The organism is Sulfitobacter sp. IGS-18, from assembly GCF_059628195.1.
This window is the reverse complement of record NZ_CM184556.1, coordinates 738,182-753,507: the sequence shown is the minus strand read 5'-3', so window position 1 is coordinate 753,507 and position 15,326 is coordinate 738,182. Positions and strand designations below refer to the sequence as shown.

17 protein-coding genes are annotated in these 15,326 nt (G+C 62.9%); 5 read left to right on the top strand and 12 right to left on the bottom strand.

The window, feature by feature from the left end:
* Positions 1-96 precede the first annotated feature (96 nt).
* From ACWNZ3_RS03655 to ACWNZ3_RS03610, 10 genes are all read right to left on the bottom strand, one after another.
* Positions 97-1,167, bottom strand: a complete 1,071-nt coding sequence (locus ACWNZ3_RS03655; RefSeq protein WP_496901222.1) for a c-type cytochrome — start codon at positions 1,165-1,167, stop codon at positions 97-99.
* Complete coding sequence (gene soxC / locus ACWNZ3_RS03650; protein WP_496901221.1) at positions 1,151-2,419, bottom strand: sulfite dehydrogenase; 1,269 nt, start codon at positions 2,417-2,419, stop codon at positions 1,151-1,153. Before soxC ends, ACWNZ3_RS03655 begins: the two co-directional genes overlap by 17 nt.
* Before the next feature lie 44 nt (positions 2,420-2,463).
* Complete coding sequence (locus tag ACWNZ3_RS03645) at positions 2,464-2,898, bottom strand: DsrE family protein (RefSeq protein WP_114275005.1); 435 nt, start codon at positions 2,896-2,898, stop codon at positions 2,464-2,466.
* 23 nt (positions 2,899-2,921) lie between these two features.
* On the bottom strand, positions 2,922-4,625 hold the full coding sequence (gene soxB / locus ACWNZ3_RS03640; RefSeq protein WP_496901220.1) for a thiosulfohydrolase SoxB: 1,704 nt from the start codon (positions 4,623-4,625) through the stop codon (positions 2,922-2,924).
* Positions 4,626-4,718: 93 nt separating this feature from the next.
* Positions 4,719-5,570, bottom strand: coding sequence for a sulfur oxidation c-type cytochrome SoxA (gene soxA, locus ACWNZ3_RS03635; protein ID WP_496901219.1), 852 nt, complete (start codon positions 5,568-5,570; stop codon positions 4,719-4,721).
* Between the two features lie 27 nt (positions 5,571-5,597).
* Positions 5,598-5,927, bottom strand: a complete 330-nt coding sequence (gene soxZ, locus ACWNZ3_RS03630) for a thiosulfate oxidation carrier complex protein SoxZ (protein WP_114275008.1) — start codon at positions 5,925-5,927, stop codon at positions 5,598-5,600.
* A gap of 20 nt (positions 5,928-5,947) precedes the next feature.
* Positions 5,948-6,364, bottom strand: a complete 417-nt coding sequence (gene soxY / locus ACWNZ3_RS03625; protein ID WP_496901218.1) for a thiosulfate oxidation carrier protein SoxY — start codon at positions 6,362-6,364, stop codon at positions 5,948-5,950.
* 69 nt (positions 6,365-6,433) lie between these two features.
* Positions 6,434-6,907 carry a sulfur oxidation c-type cytochrome SoxX gene (gene soxX / locus ACWNZ3_RS03620; protein WP_269365662.1) on the bottom strand — a complete coding sequence of 158 codons (474 nt, stop codon included), beginning with the start codon at positions 6,905-6,907 and terminating at the stop codon, positions 6,434-6,436.
* Between the two features lie 123 nt (positions 6,908-7,030).
* Positions 7,031-7,591 (bottom strand): thioredoxin family protein, encoded by a 561-nt coding sequence (locus tag ACWNZ3_RS03615; RefSeq protein ID WP_269365661.1) that lies wholly within the window; start codon positions 7,589-7,591, stop codon positions 7,031-7,033.
* A 13-nt stretch (positions 7,592-7,604) separates the two neighbouring features.
* Positions 7,605-8,345, bottom strand: a complete 741-nt coding sequence (locus tag ACWNZ3_RS03610; RefSeq protein WP_496901217.1) for a cytochrome c biogenesis CcdA family protein — start codon at positions 8,343-8,345, stop codon at positions 7,605-7,607.
* 71 nt (positions 8,346-8,416) lie between these two features.
* Between ACWNZ3_RS03610 and ACWNZ3_RS03605 the strand changes: the two genes are divergently transcribed.
* From ACWNZ3_RS03605 to ACWNZ3_RS03585, 5 genes are all read left to right on the top strand, one after another.
* Positions 8,417-8,788: a thioredoxin fold domain-containing protein gene (locus ACWNZ3_RS03605; protein WP_274574218.1), complete on the top strand. Its 372-nt coding sequence runs from the start codon at positions 8,417-8,419 to the stop codon at positions 8,786-8,788.
* A gap of 63 nt (positions 8,789-8,851) precedes the next feature.
* On the top strand, positions 8,852-9,187 hold the full coding sequence (locus ACWNZ3_RS03600) for an ArsR/SmtB family transcription factor (RefSeq protein WP_269365657.1): 336 nt from the start codon (positions 8,852-8,854) through the stop codon (positions 9,185-9,187).
* Between the two features lie 41 nt (positions 9,188-9,228).
* Entirely contained in the window at positions 9,229-10,284 is a 1,056-nt protein-coding gene (locus tag ACWNZ3_RS03595) for a YeeE/YedE family protein (RefSeq protein WP_274574216.1), read from the top strand.
* A gap of 174 nt (positions 10,285-10,458) precedes the next feature.
* A complete protein-coding gene (locus ACWNZ3_RS03590; protein ID WP_274574215.1) occupies positions 10,459-11,625 on the top strand; it encodes a nucleotide sugar dehydrogenase in 1,167 nt (388 codons plus the stop codon).
* Positions 11,626-11,693: 68 nt separating this feature from the next.
* A complete protein-coding gene (locus tag ACWNZ3_RS03585; RefSeq protein ID WP_496901216.1) occupies positions 11,694-12,956 on the top strand; it encodes a glycerate kinase type-2 family protein in 1,263 nt (420 codons plus the stop codon).
* Positions 12,957-13,301: 345 nt separating this feature from the next.
* Here ACWNZ3_RS03585 and leuD read toward each other — a convergent pair whose 3' ends face one another.
* Both leuD and leuC read right to left on the bottom strand, forming a co-directional pair.
* Positions 13,302-13,907: a 3-isopropylmalate dehydratase small subunit gene (gene leuD / locus ACWNZ3_RS03580; RefSeq protein WP_496901215.1), complete on the bottom strand. Its 606-nt coding sequence runs from the start codon at positions 13,905-13,907 to the stop codon at positions 13,302-13,304.
* Entirely contained in the window at positions 13,907-15,310 is a 1,404-nt protein-coding gene (leuC, locus tag ACWNZ3_RS03575) for a 3-isopropylmalate dehydratase large subunit (RefSeq protein ID WP_496901214.1), read from the bottom strand. Before leuC ends, leuD begins: the two co-directional genes overlap by 1 nt.
* Positions 15,311-15,326: the final 16 nt, after the last annotated feature.

Genomic DNA, 15,326 nt, shown 5'->3' with positions numbered 1-15,326 from the left:
GCACGCAGCGATAGGCAAGGAGCGTTCCAAGCGGCATTTGCCATGGCCCCGTTTGGCGCAGCGGCCACATAAAGCCCCTGCCCGGCGCAAGCCGGGTCAGTCACCGGCCGATTTGAGATATTCGATCACGGCGGTCAGGTCTTCCTGCTTGTTCAGCCCGCGAAAGGACATCCGGGTGCCTTTCATGTAGCTTTTCGGTGCGGCGAGGAAGCTGGAGAGCTCCGCCTCGTTCCAGATCAGACCCTCCCCAGCGGCGGAGGTCATCGCCCGTGAATATTTGAAGCCGTCCACGGCAGCGGCGGCGCGGCCGACCACGCCGGTCAGCAGCGGGCCGGATCGGTTCTTGGCCCCCGCACCGATCTGGTGGCAGGATTTGCATTTGCGAAAGACCTTTTCGCCTGCTTTGGCCAGTTCGGGGTCGAATGCGGCGGCGGCTGCCGGCGCTTCCTCTGCCGGTGCTTCCTCTGCAGGTGCCTCTTGCGTCGCGGTGGCTTTTACCACCTCGTCGGATGGCGCCTGCGGCTCTACGTCCTCGTCCTGCGGCGTCACATCCAGCACCATGGCTCGCATGGTGACCTTGACGGGCGCATCCTTGCAATTCTCCATGCAGGGCTCGCCCTGCCAGAGGGCATATTCAGTCTTGGCCCGGTCATCGACAATGAAACCACCGGCATTGGGCATTTCGACATCCATCAGGTTCTGGTCTGACAGTTCAAATTCACCGTCCACCAGATCGTTGGAATAGAGGATATAGGCGGTGATCGCATAGACTTCGTCATCGGTCAGCGTGCCTGCATTGCCATATGGCATGGACCGGCGGATGTAGTCGAAAGCCGTCGTCAGATGCGGCCAGTAGGAGCCCACGGTCTTGAGCGGATCGTCGCGGTCGAGTGTGCCCCGGCCCCCGGCCAGTTTCGGCCAGTTGCCGATACCTTCGGCAAAATCGCCATGGCAGGATGCGCATCTTTCGGCAAAGATCTCTTCCCCTTCCATGACGCTGCCAGCGCCTGCCGGCAGGTCCGCGCCGGAGGGGTCGATGTCATGGTTCCAGGCCGCGATCTCTTCGGGCAGGGCGGGACGGCCAAGGCCAAGCCCCTGTGCCAGACCGGGGCCGGCCACGGTGGCGAGCATTGCAACAAGTGTTGCGGACTTAAGAAACCTCGACATTTTCCGCCTCCCCGTTGGCACGCACCAGCCAGGTCTGGATGCCGTTGTTGTGATAGATTGAATTCAGCCCGCGCACTTCGCGCAGCTGGGTCTTGGTCGGCTGGACATAGCCGGTGTCATCCATGGCGCGCGATTGCAGCATCATCTCCTGCCCGTCCCAGGTGGTGTCCAGGTAGAAGCGGGTCATCGCCATCTTTTCACCGGGCCGCGCCAGACGCGCGGTTTCCCATGTCATGCCCCCGTCCTTTGAGACGTCCACACGGGTGATCGCACCGCGCCCGGACCAGGCCAGGCCGGTGATCACCAGCGGGCCCGCGCCATGGGCAATCGGGGCCTGCGGGCTGGGGGAGGTGACAACGGATTTCGCATCCATCGCCCATGTCCATTTGCGGCTGGTGCCGTCTTCCAGCGTGTCGGTGTACTTGCTGGTTTCCTCGCGGCTTTCGACGGGGCCATCCGTGACCTCGATCCGGCGGATCCATTTGACCCACATGTTACCTTCCCACCCCGGCACCACGAGGCGCACGGGATACCCGTGCTCCTTGCGCAATGCCTCGCCATTGGCCTTGAAAGCCACCAGCACATCGTCCAGCGCCTTTTCCATCGGAATCGACCGCCCGTTGGAGGAGGCATCGGCACCTTCGACAAAGACCCATTTGCCCTTGAGATCACCAGCAGCATCCAACCCCGCTTCCTCAAGCAGGCTGCGCAGCGGCACGCCGGTATATTCCATGTTGTGGATCATGCCATGGGTGAATTGCGCGCCGTTAAGCTGTGCGCCGGCCCATTCCATGCCGGAATTTGCCGCGCATTCGCAGAAATAGACGTGGTTTTCGCGCGGGAAGCGTTCCAGATCGGCATAGGTGAAGATCAACGGCTGATCGACCAGACCGTTGATCATCAGGCGATAGTCTTCCTTGCGCAGCTCGATCGCGCCCGAGTGGTGCCGTTCAAAGGCGCAGCCCTGCGGGGTGATCGTGCCGTCCAGCGCGTGGATCGGGGTGAAGTTGATGGAGCTGACGGTATCGGCGGTCAGCCATTCGACATTGCGCCGGATCACGTCACCCTCGAACCGGATCGGCAGGCCATAGGGGGTCGCATCCACACCATCGCCGAATTCCTGCGCCCAGGGCTGGACTTCGGTGATCAGCGGATCGGCCGATTGCGCCCGAGCCGTGCCTGCAATGGAGGCTGCTGCCCCTGCCGCAAAGCCATGCTTCAAAAACGCTCTGCGCGATGTGCGATCTGTCATCATCGTCTCCGTTAGCTTCGTATTCCGGCCCTTGCCCGCGCCTTTCAGGGGCGGATGTAGGCGTAGTTGTCTTCCTGCAGTTCGATCAGCCGCACCACGCCCGAGGGCACGACATTGGCTTCGTCCATCACGGAGATCTCATGGCCCGCATTCTTGCTCATGGCGCGCAGGGTGTTGCCGCAGGCTGCGAATGTCAGGTTTTCCAGTTCCAGCGACATGGCGGAAATGCGGTTTTCCACCGGGCTTTTGCCGGGGATCAGCATGTTCAGGCCGGGGCCATAGGCGACCACTTCGACCACCACGCTGTCACCCTGGGATTCATAATAGCTGGCGACATTGGCAACATTGTTCAGCGCCATGTTCATCACCTGCGGATCGTTCTCATCCACATGTATGGCGACATAATGCGTCTTGCCCTCGGCCCATGCGCCGGTGGCGATCGTGGCGGCCAGTGCCGCTGCTGTCATCAGTTTCTTCATTGCCGTATCTCCTTGATCAAGGGTTACGTGCCTGCGACGGTCACGCTGGTATTCGGGTTCAGACTGATGGTGCCCTGTTTGGCGATATGCGCCTCGACCACATCCCAGATCGGCGGGCCTTCGGTGCCTTCGTTGACAGAGGCCCAGCCCGCGACCTGATAGGTCCTGGCCGGGTCGATCAACTCTCCGGTTTTCAGGAGGGTCATTTCGGTGATCCGTTCGCCCTGCGGTTTGGTCACGTCGATGTGGTAGCCCAGCCCGCCGGTGCGGACCATATCGCCGCCCTGCTGGTAATAGGGATCGGGATTGAACAGGTTGTCGGCCACGTCTTCCAGCACCACATGCAGGAATTCGCCGGTCATTTCGGTGCGATAGGCCTGCGGATAGGTCATCGAGGTCACGTTCCAGATGTCCTCGCGGGTGATGTCCTGCCCGGGCAGGATCGACGGGCCCCAGCGCACGCCGGGGCTGAGCGCGATTTCGGCCTCGCGTTCGGACAGAAGCGCATCGCAGATCAGATCGTCCCAGGTGCCGTTGAAATTGCCGCGTCGGTAGAGGGTCTGATCCTCTGCCGTTTTCCCGATCACCTCTGACATTGCGTCCAGATAGGGCGCGCGCTGTTCGTCGATCAATGCGGTCATGGGCGCATCCGGGGTGATCACGTCGGAAAAGATCGGGATCAGCTTGTGGCGGAAGCCCATCATGCGCCCGTCGCGCACATCCAGATCGACGCGGGACACAAATTTGCCGTTGGAACCGGAGGCGATGATGATCGTCTGCCCCACAAGGACCGGTTCGGGCAGGGCGTCATGGGTGTGGCCCGACAGGATCACGTCGATGCCGGTGACCTTCCCCGCCATCTGCTTGTCCACGTCGAACCCGTTATGCGACAGGCAGACCACCAGTTCGGCCCCTTCGGCGCGGACCTCGTCCACCATTTCCTGCATGCGTTCGTCGCGGATCCCAAAGGAGTATCCCGGGAACATCCAGCCGGGGTTGGCGATGGGCATATAGGGAAAGGCCTGGCCGATCACGGCGATCTTCACGCCGCCGCGCTCAAAGAACTTGTAGGGCGGGAACAATTCGGCCGGTTCGTCCCATTCGGCGTCGAAGATGTTCTGGCCCAGGGCGGCAAAGGGCAACCCCTCGACAATCTCGGCCACGCGGTCGGCGCCCAGGGTGAATTCCCAGTGGAAGGTCATCGCATCGGGTTTCAGCGCGTTCATGACGTTGACCATGTCCTGGCCTTCGGTCTGATAGCAGGTGTAGCTGCCGTGCCAGGTATCGCCGCCATCCAGCAGCAGCGCATCGGGGCGGTCGGCGCGGATGGCATTGACCACGGTCGCCACACGGTCCAGCCCGCCGACCCGCCCGTATGCCCGCCCGAGTGCGGCAAAGTCATCACAGGTCAGCGCATAGGCCGAAGGGCTGCCATCGTCGATGCCATAGAGCCTGCGGAAATCGGCGCCGGTGACATGGGGCACGGCCCCCTTGTTGCCGCCCACGCCGATGTTGACCTCCGGTTCCCGGAAATAGACCGGCTTGAGCTGCGCGTGGATGTCCGTGACGTGGATCAGCGACACATTGCCGAAGGTATCGAACTCCAGCAGCCTGTCCTGCGTCAGCAATTGCTGGGCGGCCAGCCGGGACCAGTTGCCGAAGCCGGAAGCGCCATAGATCGACGCCGCAGCCATGGAAGTCTGTAGGAAGTCGCGACGCGAAATCATGGGGGGCTCCTTCACGCAGATATATATGCGCATCTATGAATTTGTCTGGGGCGAAAAACCCCGTGCGACGCGGCACACGGGGGTCTTCAGTTTTCAGTTGCGGACAGAGGGGCCTTCGACCGAAAGGCCATTGCCCCGCGAGGCCACGTAAAGCTCAAGTGCCACGAATTCCGGGCTGCCCGGCGCATAGGTTTCCGCGCGGGTGTCGCGGATACAGCCCTTGAAGCGGGAATGCGATCCGTTCAGCTTGGTGTTCTTCAGGCGGTAGACCGGAAAACCGTTGATCTGGCCCTGGCTGAGGTGGTCGGCGCGGATCATCCGGCCGAAGTTGTCCTCATGGCAATTGGCGCAGGACAGTTCCAGCTGGCCGGTGCGGGTGTAGTACAGCTCCCTGCCCTGTTCCCAGGTGGATTGCGCCGGACCGTCGATGGCCACGTTGACCGGCAGGCCCCGCGACACGGATGCAAGCGCCGCTTCCATGTTGATCGCGTCGCCCTTGTCGTATTTCCAGGCTTCCGCGCCCATCCGGTTGGTGCGGCAGTCGTTGACCTGCATCTGCAGCGTGCGCACCTCGCCCGCGGCCTCGTTCCATTTCGGGTAGGTCGCCTTGACGCCTGCCATGCTTTCGATGTCATTGTGGCAGGAGGAACATGACTTGCCTTCGGTGCCGTCCGCTGTCTCCCAGGCTTCAAGCGCCTTTTCGACAAAGATCATGCCGGGATTGTCGAAATCGTCGGCCTGCATGATCCGGGTTTCGTCACCCCGGAACAGCCATCCCGACAGGATCTCGTCAAACCTGTCCGAAAGATGGGCGGGTGCCGCCGTGCGCGTCACCATTTCCGTTTCATCGTTGAGGATCAGCGTATCGTCAACCGGGTCGGCCTGCGCCGACATTCCCATTGCGATCAGCGCACCCACGCCGGCCATTTTTGCCAGTCTTTTCATTATCCGTCCCTCCCTGAAACGTGTCGTTCAGCCGATCGCGATGGCCTTGGTTTCCTCGTAGACCGAACCGTCGTCGTCATACCAGGTGAACTTGAACTCACCTTCTTCCGGCACGATGGCCTCGAATTCGAAGTAGGGGTTCGTGGAAATCGCCGGTTCCATCTTGACGTCGATCACGTTCTCGCCGTTGAAGTCGCAGACAAAGCGGTTGATGATCGAACGCGGAATGGCGTTGCCGTCATCATCCTTGCGCTGGCCGCTTTCCATCTGGTGGCTGATCAAGGTCTTGATCGTGATCGCCTCTCCGGCAGCCGCTTTTTTCGGGACTTTGACGCGCGGTTTTACACCTGATGCCATGATAATTCTCCTTGAATGCCTTAGCCGCCGCAGCCGCCAATTGTGACCTTGACCGTTTTCGACGCCTTGGCGAAGGACCCATCGGCCATCTTGGCGATGGCGACAACCTCCTGCGTCCCGGCGAGGCGAATGCGGGTTGAGGCCTGCTGGGATGCGGCCAACTTGCCGAATTTGAAGGTGGCCACGGGCGGGGTCGGGTTGCCCATTGCCAGCACCATGATCTCTGTCGCGCCTTCGGCAGAGACTTCGATTGGCACGGTATTGCCGTTTTCCGCGATTTCGGGCGCGGTCAGTTCAATGCCGCCTTCGCCCAGATCGGCACCACCGGTGAAGGCCGCGATTTCCTCTTCGCCCTTGGCGAAACCCCTGATGGGCAGCCCGGCAAGGACAACGGCCCCTGCCCCGACCGCCAGCGCGTTGCGTCGTGTAAATTCCATTCCGATCTCCTATCGTTCAGGCCGCGTCGGGCGCGGTTCGTTCCGTGAGCGTGCCGCCTGTCGCGCGGCTCAATCCTTGAGCGTCGCGAGGTAGGCGACGACATCTTCGATCTGCTGGGCGGTCAGGATGGGACCAAATGTGTCATCCGCCGCCTCCCCCGTATAGGCATTGCCCGGACGGATAAATCCTTCGGTCTTGTAGAAGGAAGGCATCATGCTGTCCTCGAACATCACCTTGGCATTGGCGACGATGCCGCGCAGCTCTGCCTCGCTCCAGCGGTCGCCGGCTCCGTCCAGCATCGGCCCGATTTCACCGTGGAAGGGGATCTCAGCCAGATCGCTGACCTGATGGCAGGCAACGCAATTGCCCTTTTTCTTGTTACCGACGATATCGCGCCCCTCGGCAGGGTCGCCGGGCGTACCTGTCAGGGATGTGGCAATGGCCCCGTCCTCAAAGCTGACATTGGTCGGCTCGATGATTTCCGCCACCGCCACGGATGCCAGCAAGGCCGCGATGCCCGCAGCTGTTCCTAGAATTTTCATGGTTCCTCCCTCGCCCTTCGGCTTTTGCCTTAACGTAGCCCACAGCTTTGTGAACAGGCAACAACAAATTCAAAAAATCGAATGAATATAGATTTTGACCCTCAAAACCTCTTTGTTCCCAGCCTATTGGCTTTGCTCGGCAAATTTGCGGGCGTGATATTTCTGAAAGCTCTCGTCGCCGTCATAGCCCTTTTCGACCACCCAGTTGAACATGTTGAAGGTGGTATGACGCCCAAAGGCCCCCGGCATGACGGTCACAGCCGCCTGCGCCGCTGTGGCATCCTCCGCCACCGTTTCGGGCATGAAAAGCACGGTGGGGGTGAACAGGACACCCCATTTGCGCACCATCTCCTTTTCGGGCAGGGCTTCACCATCGAAATCGGTCACTTCGATGTCGCCGAACATGTTGATCTGCACGACAAAGAAGTTCTCTTCGATGTAATCGGCGATTTCGGGGATCGGATAGACCTCTTCGTGCATCTTGCTGCAATAGATGCAGCCGCGCTGTTCGACCATGATCGCCATGCGCTTGCCTTCGCTGTTGGCCTCGGCCAGGTCCTCCGACAGGTCCTTGAAGGTATCGCGCATCCAGGGGGCCTTGTGCAGCCCGTCGTCGCCCAGGTCGGCGAGGGCCGCCTGTGTCATTGTGATCAGGGCCGCAAGGGCCAGTGCGATTGGTCGCATGTCGTTCCTCCGCTTAGCGCAACGTGCCGATGTCCGGCGCGATCTCCAGCATCCATTGCGCGATATAGTTGATGGTGTTTGTGGCTATCAATATCCCGAACAGGATCAGCATCACACCCATGAGCTTTTCGATCAGGCCAAGGTGGCGGCGGAACCGGGCCATCCAGCGCATGAACGGGCCGATGAACAGCGCGGCGAGGATAAAGGGCGCGGTCATGCCCAGCCCGTAGACGAACAGCAGCAGCGCGCCGCTGCCCGCGGTATCTGCCCCGGCTGCGGTGAACAGGATCGCCGCCAGCACCGGCCCCACGCAGGGCGTCCAGCCAAAGGCGAAGGCCAGACCGATGACATAGGCCCCCAGCAGGCTGACATTGGAGGTATCGCCCGCATCGGCGCGGAATTGTCTGTAAAGCAGGCCGATCCGGATCACGCCCAGGAAATGCAGCCCCATCGCGATGATGATCGCCGCCGCGATCCAGCGCAGGATATCGAAATATTCGCGCACGATCTGGCCGAATGCCGTGGCCGCCGCCCCCAGCCCCATGAAGATCGTGATCACCCCTGCCGCGAACAGGCAGGCCGCCAGCACCGCGCGCCGCCGCACCGCGCTGTCTACGGGGGCATCTGCCGATATCTGGTTCATGCCCACGCCGGCCAGGTAGCTGAGGTAAAACGGCACGATCGGAAGGATACAGGGCGACAGAAAGGACAATAATCCGGCAATCAGCGCGCCAGCGAGGGTGATATCCATCATGTTCCGGGGTCCGTGCTTGAGTAATTCACATATTCATATTAAGTGTTATTTAACGGAAAGGTCAAACCGACATGTTGCTGCGCGCGCTGTTACTGCCTGCCTTTGTTGTCGCCGGATGGGTGCAGGTCGCCTCTGCGGAGCTTGCGCTTGTGATGGTTGAGGAAAAGGGCTGCATCTGGTGTGCCAGGTGGGACCGCGAAATCGCGCCCAAGTACCCCAAGACAGCCGAGGGGCGCGCCGCCCCGTTGCGGCGCTATGACATTGATACGCCGGTGCCGACGGACCTTGCCTTCACAGGTCCGCTGCGCTTCACGCCGACCTTTGTCCTGGTTGAGGACGGGCGCGAATTGTCGCGGATCGAAGGCTATCCGGGCGAAGATTTCTTTTGGGGTTTGCTGGGTGCAATGATCACCCGCGCCGATCCCGGGATCAAAATGAACTGACGGTCCGACTGGCCGCGCCCATGCAGGCGCTGTCCGGTCCGAAACAACGAAGGAAGCAGGTTGATGGGGTTGCCGGTTTTTCACGACGACATGTGTGCGGAAGATATGGACAGGATGGCCGCCAGCGCGGTGCAGGCCTCCAATTTTCTCAAGGCGATCAGCCACGAGGGGCGGCTGATGATCCTGTGCCATCTCACCACCGGAGAGAAATCAGTGACCGAGCTGGAAGAACTGCTGTCTGCCCGACAGGCCGCAGTGTCGCAGCAATTGTCGCGGCTGCGGCTGGAAGGGCTGGTCACCCCCCGGCGTGATGGCAAGACGATCTATTACAGCCTTGCCGACGACCGCCCGAGAAAGATCATGGAAGTGGTCTATGACCTGTTCTGCCAGGAGAAATAACTGAGCCTTTTCGATATCCAATGCGTGAAGGGAGGGGTCACGTGCTGAATTATCTGACAGAGCCGCAGGCGGTTGCGCTGATCGGCGGGCTTGGCGGCCTGTTGCTGGGCCTTGCCGCGCGGATCGGTCGGTTTTGCACGCTGGGCGCCATCGAAGACATCTATTACGGCAATTCCAGCCTGCGGCTGCGCATGTGGGGCGTTGCCATCGGGGTGGCGGTGATGGGCACCTTCGGGCTGGCGGCATCGGGGCTGCTCGACCTCGGGCAGACCCTCTATCTTGGGCGCGGCTGGACCCCGCTCGCTTGTGTGGTCGGCGGACTGACCTTTGGCTATGGCATGGCGCTGGCGGGCAACTGCGGCTATGGCGCGCTGGCCCGTCTGGGCGGCGGTGATCTGCGCTCTTTCGTCATCGTGCTGGTGATGGGGCTGGCGGCCTATATGACCCTGGGCGGTCCGCTGTCGGGATTGCGGCTGTGGCTGTTCGATGCCGCCGACACCCCCGGCCCGATGCCGGGGTTTGCAGATGCGCTGTCAGCCCTGACCGGTCTGCCGGTTCATGCCACGGGCATGTTGATCGGGGCGCTGATCCTGCTGCTGACGCTTTTGCACAGGCCGATGCGCCGGGCCTATGCGCATGTGTTCTGGGGGGCGGTTGTCGGTCTCGCGATCGTTTCGGGATGGGCAGGCACACAATGGGTGGCCAATGTCGGTTTTGATGCCACGCCGGTTGTGAGCCATACGTTCTCCGCACCCCTGGGGGAAACCATGCTTTACGCGATGACCTCCTCGGGCAATACCATCAGCTTTGGCACCGGGTCGGTCCTGGGGGTGCTGCTGGGCGCCTTTGCGGGCAGTCTTTTCAAGGGGCATTTCCGCTGGGAGGCCTGTGACGACCCGCGCGAGCTGGGCCGTCAGATCCTGGGGGCCGCGCTGATGGGGTTCGGCGCCGTGATCACCGTCGGCTGCAGCGTGGGCCAGGGGCTTTCCGCATTTTCGGTACTGGCCTACAGCGCGCCGCTGACATTGGCCTGCATCATGGCCGGTGCCGCGGTTGGATTGCGCCAGCTGATCCTGGGATTCGCGCCGGGAGTCTAGGCCGCTGGCCTGCTGCACCGGGGCCGCCAACCGCCACCTTCGTGATCACACCTTGACCATTCACAACCCGCTTTGCGCAAAAAGCCACCGTCAGGCCCGGATCGGATCACCGGATATTGCCAGCGCGGACCGAATATGGGAGTAGTTCGCGCGGTATTAATTGGAAGAAAATTAATGAAAATTGCTGTTTTTGGAATTGGGTACGTGGGTTTGTCGAACGCAGTCCTGCTGGCCCAGCACAACACTGTCACGGCGGTGGATTTGTCGGCGGAGCGCGTGGCGCAATTGAATGCCCGGACCTCGCCGATCGAAGACGTGGAACTGGAACAATGGCTGGCCACAAAGGAACTGGACCTGACAGCCACCATCGACGGCGCGGCCGCCTGCCGGGAGGCGCGTTTCATCGTGATCGCGACGCCGACGGATTACGACCCCGAAACCAACTTCTTCAACACCTCCTCGGTGGAAGCGGTGATCAAGCTGGCGCTTGAGGTCAATCCGACCGCGACCATCGTGGTCAAATCGACCGTGCCCGTCGGCTTTACCGACCGGGTGCGCAAGCTGTTCGGGAGCGAGGACATCATCTTTTGCCCCGAATTCCTGCGCGAGGGTCAGGCGCTGCACGACAACCTCTATCCCTCACGGATCGTGGTCGGGTCGCGCCGGGAAGAGGCAAAGGTCTTTGCCGATTTGCTGGTGCAGGGAGCCTTGGCCAAGGATGTGCCAGTGCTTTACACCGGACCGGCAGAGGCGGAATCGATCAAGCTTTTTGCCAATACCTACCTGGCGCTGAGGGTGGCTTTCTTCAACGAGCTGGACAGCTATGCCCTGGCCGAAGACATGAACGCGCGTGAGATCATCGAAGGTGTCGGCCTCGATCCGCGCATCGGCACCCATTACAACAACCCCTCCTTCGGTTATGGCGGCTATTGCCTGCCCAAAGATACCAAGCAGTTGCTCGCCAATTTCTCGGCGGTGCCGCAGAACCTGATGCGCGCGGTGGTGGATGCGAACCGCACCCGCAAGGATTTCATCGCCGAACGGGTGCTGGCGCGCAAACCTCAGGTGGTGGGGATTCACCGTCTGGTGATGAAGGCCGGGTCGGACAATTTCCGGCAAAGTTCCGTGCAGGGCGTGATCCGTCGCATCCTGGCCGAGGGGATCAAGGTGGTTATCTACGAACCGGCCTACGCGCAGGAGAGCTTTCTCAACTGCACGGTTGTGCGCGACCTGGAAACCTTCAAGCAGCAAAGCGATGTGATCGTGGCCAACCGGGCGTCCGATGATCTTTCGGATGTGGAAGACAAGGTCTTTACCCGGGACATCTTTGGCCTGAGCTGAGACCCAAAAGGCGTTGCGGGACCGGCAGCGCCCGGGGCAGGTAGCGCCATTCAAACTGACGAGGGACCATGGCAGACACTCACCGCGCCTTCCTGTCCGGGCTGTTCGACGCGGCGGTTGCGGCCGCCGATCCGCTGAATGCCCTGGGCAGCAATCTGCCGGAAGCGCCACGCGGCCGCACCGTGGTGATCGGTGCCGGCAAGGGGGCGGCGCAGCTGGCGCAGGCCTTTGAGGGGCTGTGGGATGCGCCCTTTGAAGGGGTCGTGGTCACCCGCTACGGCTATGGCGCGCCCTGTCACACCATCCGGGTCATGGAAGCGGCGCATCCGGTGCCGGACGCCGCCGGGCTGGCGGCCGCACAGGCGCTGAAATCGGCTGTCAGCGGGCTGGGGCCGGATGATCTGGTCATCGCGCTGATCTGCGGCGGGGGGTCATCGCTGTTGCCCGATCCGCCCGCGGGGCTGACCCTGACCGATCTGCAGGAACTGAATGCCGCCCTGCTGGAATCCGGCGCGCCGATCTCGGTCATGAATGCGATCCGCAAGCGGTTCAGCGGCATCAACGGCGGGCGGCTTGCGGAACTGGCCGGGGGCGCGCGCATCTGCAACCTGATCGTGTCCGATGTGCCCGGTGACGACCCCGGTGCCGTCGCCTCCGGACCCACGGTGCCGGGACGGCCAGCCGCGGCAGAGGTCGCGGCCCTGATCGAGGCGCGGGGGCTGTCGCTGCCGCAGGCCTGCATGGATCACCTGCGCCAGCAGCCGGAAGACGGGGCGGCACCGCACCCCGATGTGACGACAAGGATCATCGCCTCTGCCGCGCAGTCGCTTGAGGCCGCCGCCTGCCGGGCCAGCGCCGAGGGCGTGACGCCCTGGGTTCTGTCCGACCGGATCGAAGGGGAGGCCCGCGAGGTGGCCCTGGTCCATGCGGCCCTCGCGCGGCAGGCCGCAACCGCAGGCACGCCCTATCCTGCGCCGGTGGTCCTGCTGTCAGGCGGAGAGACGACAGTAACGCTGCGCCACAGGGGCAAGGGCGGACGCAACAGCGCCTTTCAGCTTTCCCTCGCCCTGGCGCTGGAGGGGGAGCCGTGGTTTCACGCCCTTGCGGCCGATACGGACGGGATCGACGGCTCCGAAGACAATGCAGGGGCCTGGGTGGACGGGACGACGGCGGCGCGGATCCGTGCTGCGGGTCTCGATCCGTTGCAATCTTTGCAGCGTGACGATTCCTATTCGGCGCTCAAGGCGGTAAACGGGTTGTTCATGACCGGGCCGACAGGGACAAACGTCAATGATTTTCGGGCCATCCTGATCGGAACGCCCAGAGGCTGATGGCCGCAATGCCCGCGCCCCTGGGCGGGGACGGGCAGCACCGGCTTCCGGACCCTTGAATCACCCCGGCGGCCCAGTGGATTCGCGCGACGCGGGGGTTTAGTGCGGTCTGCGGTCTGCCGCTATTGCCAAGTATCAACACAAATGAAGACATGTCATTTTTGACATGTCAAAAATGACATGTCTTCATTTGTGTCAGGTTTGGCGTTTGTCAGGAGCGGCGCGCTTGCTGGCGATCTGGATTGCATCTGGTCTGCGCGTTCACACCTCGACACGCACCCTGAGTGTCAGGTGCTGCCTGACCTGCAAGTTCCGGTGCAGGATGCCGGTCCGGCCAGACCGGCCTCAATCATCCGGCAAGAGCCAGGCCATATCCGCGACCCGACGCTCCCGGTACGTCCTGATCTGCGCGGCATGTTGCAGCGTCAGGTCGATGTCATCCCAGCCCCGGATCAGCTTTTCCCGCCACATCTCGTCCAGCGCAAAGGCAAAGACCTGTCCCGCCGCGTGGATTTCGCAATTGCCCAGGTCGATGGAAACGCGTGCATCGCCGCCGCCCAATGCGCCCGCCAGTGCCGTAATCTCACGCTCCGCCAGCCTTGCGGGCAACAGGCCGTTGTTGACCGCATTGGCGGCAAAGATGTCGCCAAAGCCGGGCGCGATCACGGCGCGGAATCCGGCGTCGACCAGAGCGTAAACCGCAGCCTCCCGCGAGGAACCGGTGCCAAAGTTCCGGCCCGCGATCAGGATGCTGGCAGGTTCCACCCCATTCAAGGGGAAATCCGGGCGCAGCATCCCTGCCTCATCCCGCCGCATGTCATGCAGCAGGAAATCGCCATAGCCCTGCACACGGGGCGTCGACATGAACCGCGCCGGGATCAACTGGTCGGTGTCCACATTGTCCTGCGGCAGGTGGACGGCCCTGCCCTCATGCCTGGTCCATCCCGCCATCAGGTCCTCTCCTGCGTGACTTCGCGCACATCCGACAGCGCGCCGGTCACCGCCGCCGCCGCGACCATGGCGGGCGACATCAGATGCGTGCGCGCCCCGCGCCCCTGGCGCCCCCTGAAGTTCCGGTTGGTCGATGAGGCGCAGCGCTTGCCCGGCGCCACCAGATCCCCGTTCATGCCGACGCACATCGAACAGCCCGATGCGGCCCATTCCAGCCCGGCGTCCCGGAACACCTTGTCCAGCCCCTCGGCCTCCGCCTGTTGCTTGACCAGCGCCGAACCGGGTGAAACCAACCCCGGCACCCGCGCCTTGCGGCCCCGCAGGACCGCCGCCGCCGCACGCAGGTCCTCGATCCGCCCGTTGGTGCAGGAGCCGAGAAAGACCTGATCCACCGGCGTGCCCTTGATCGGCTGCCCCGGTGTCAGCCCCATGTAGTCATAGGCCGCCCTTGCCGCTGCGGCCTTGCCTGAGCCAAGGCTTTCGGGCGCGGGCAGGACCGCGTCGATGCCGATGGCCTGTTCGGGGCTGGTGCCCCAGGTCAGGGTCGGCGCAATCTCGGTGGCGTCAATGACCACCTCGCGGGCGAAATCCGCCCCCGCATCCGTGCGCAGGACGCGCCAGCCGGTCAGGGCCGTCTCCCAATCGCCGGGCCCGGGCGCATAGGGGCGGCCCTTGATATAGGCGAATGTCACCGCGTCGGGGGCCACCATGCCAAAGCGGGCGCCGCCCTCGATCGACAGGTTGCACAGGGTCATGCGCCCCTCCATACTCAGCGCTTCGACCGCCGGGCCTGCGTATTCCACCGCATGTCCCTGCGCCCCGCCGGCACCCAGCCGGGCGATCCAGCCCAGCGCCATGTCCTTGGCGGTGACCCCCGGTGCCAAGGCCCCCTCAAAGGTGATCCGCATGGCAGCCGGTTTGCGCTGCCAGACCGTCTGGGTTGCCAGCACATGGGCCACTTCCGTCGCTCCGATGCCAAAGGCCAGCGCGCCGAAGGCTCCGTGGGTCGATGTGTGGCTGTCGCCGCAGTTGATCTGCAGCCCCGGCAGGGTCAGCCCCTGCTCCGGCCCGATCACATGCACGATGCCCTGTCGCGGGTCGCGCAGCCCGAAGATCTCCAGCCCATGGGTCTGCGCGTTGCCCTCCAGCGTCTCGATCATGCGGGCGATGTCGGGGTCCGTGATCCTGTCGCGCTGCCGGGTCGGGGCATAATGGTCGGTGACGGCAAAGGTCAGGCGCGGCTCTGCCACCGGCTGACCCCGCGCGGCCAGCTTCGCGAAGGCGTGATGCGACCCTTCATGCACCAGATGCCGGTCCACCCAAAGCAGCGAAGTGCCATCTTCGCGGCGCAGAATTTCATGCGCGCCCCAGAGTTTGTCCAGCAGGGTGCTTGGCTTTTTCATGAAAATGCACATAAAT

Bases quoted from the DNA above. Each gene is read 5' to 3' on its own strand.
- ACWNZ3_RS03655 (WP_496901222.1), bottom strand. From the start codon at position 1,167: ATGTCGAGGTTTCTTAAGTCCGCAACACTTGTTGCAATGCTCGCCACC.
- soxC (WP_496901221.1), bottom strand. From the start codon at position 2,419: ATGACAGATCGCACATCGCGCAGAGCGTTTTTGAAGCATGGCTTTGCG.
- ACWNZ3_RS03645 (WP_114275005.1), bottom strand. From the start codon at position 2,898: ATGAAGAAACTGATGACAGCAGCGGCACTGGCCGCCACGATCGCCACC.
- soxB (WP_496901220.1), bottom strand. From the start codon at position 4,625: ATGATTTCGCGTCGCGACTTCCTACAGACTTCCATGGCTGCGGCGTCG.
- soxA (WP_496901219.1), bottom strand. From the start codon at position 5,570: ATGAAAAGACTGGCAAAAATGGCCGGCGTGGGTGCGCTGATCGCAATG.
- soxZ (WP_114275008.1), bottom strand. From the start codon at position 5,927: ATGGCATCAGGTGTAAAACCGCGCGTCAAAGTCCCGAAAAAAGCGGCT.
- soxY (WP_496901218.1), bottom strand. From the start codon at position 6,364: ATGGAATTTACACGACGCAACGCGCTGGCGGTCGGGGCAGGGGCCGTT.
- soxX (WP_269365662.1), bottom strand. From the start codon at position 6,907: ATGAAAATTCTAGGAACAGCTGCGGGCATCGCGGCCTTGCTGGCATCC.
- ACWNZ3_RS03615 (WP_269365661.1), bottom strand. From the start codon at position 7,591: ATGCGACCAATCGCACTGGCCCTTGCGGCCCTGATCACAATGACACAG.
- ACWNZ3_RS03610 (WP_496901217.1), bottom strand. From the start codon at position 8,345: ATGATGGATATCACCCTCGCTGGCGCGCTGATTGCCGGATTATTGTCC.
- ACWNZ3_RS03605 (WP_274574218.1), top strand. From the start codon at position 8,417: ATGTTGCTGCGCGCGCTGTTACTGCCTGCCTTTGTTGTCGCCGGATGG.
- ACWNZ3_RS03600 (WP_269365657.1), top strand. From the start codon at position 8,852: ATGGGGTTGCCGGTTTTTCACGACGACATGTGTGCGGAAGATATGGAC.
- ACWNZ3_RS03590 (WP_274574215.1), top strand. From the start codon at position 10,459: ATGAAAATTGCTGTTTTTGGAATTGGGTACGTGGGTTTGTCGAACGCA.
- ACWNZ3_RS03585 (WP_496901216.1), top strand. From the start codon at position 11,694: ATGGCAGACACTCACCGCGCCTTCCTGTCCGGGCTGTTCGACGCGGCG.
- leuD (WP_496901215.1), bottom strand. From the start codon at position 13,907: ATGGCGGGATGGACCAGGCATGAGGGCAGGGCCGTCCACCTGCCGCAG.
- leuC (WP_496901214.1), bottom strand. From the start codon at position 15,310: ATGAAAAAGCCAAGCACCCTGCTGGACAAACTCTGGGGCGCGCATGAA.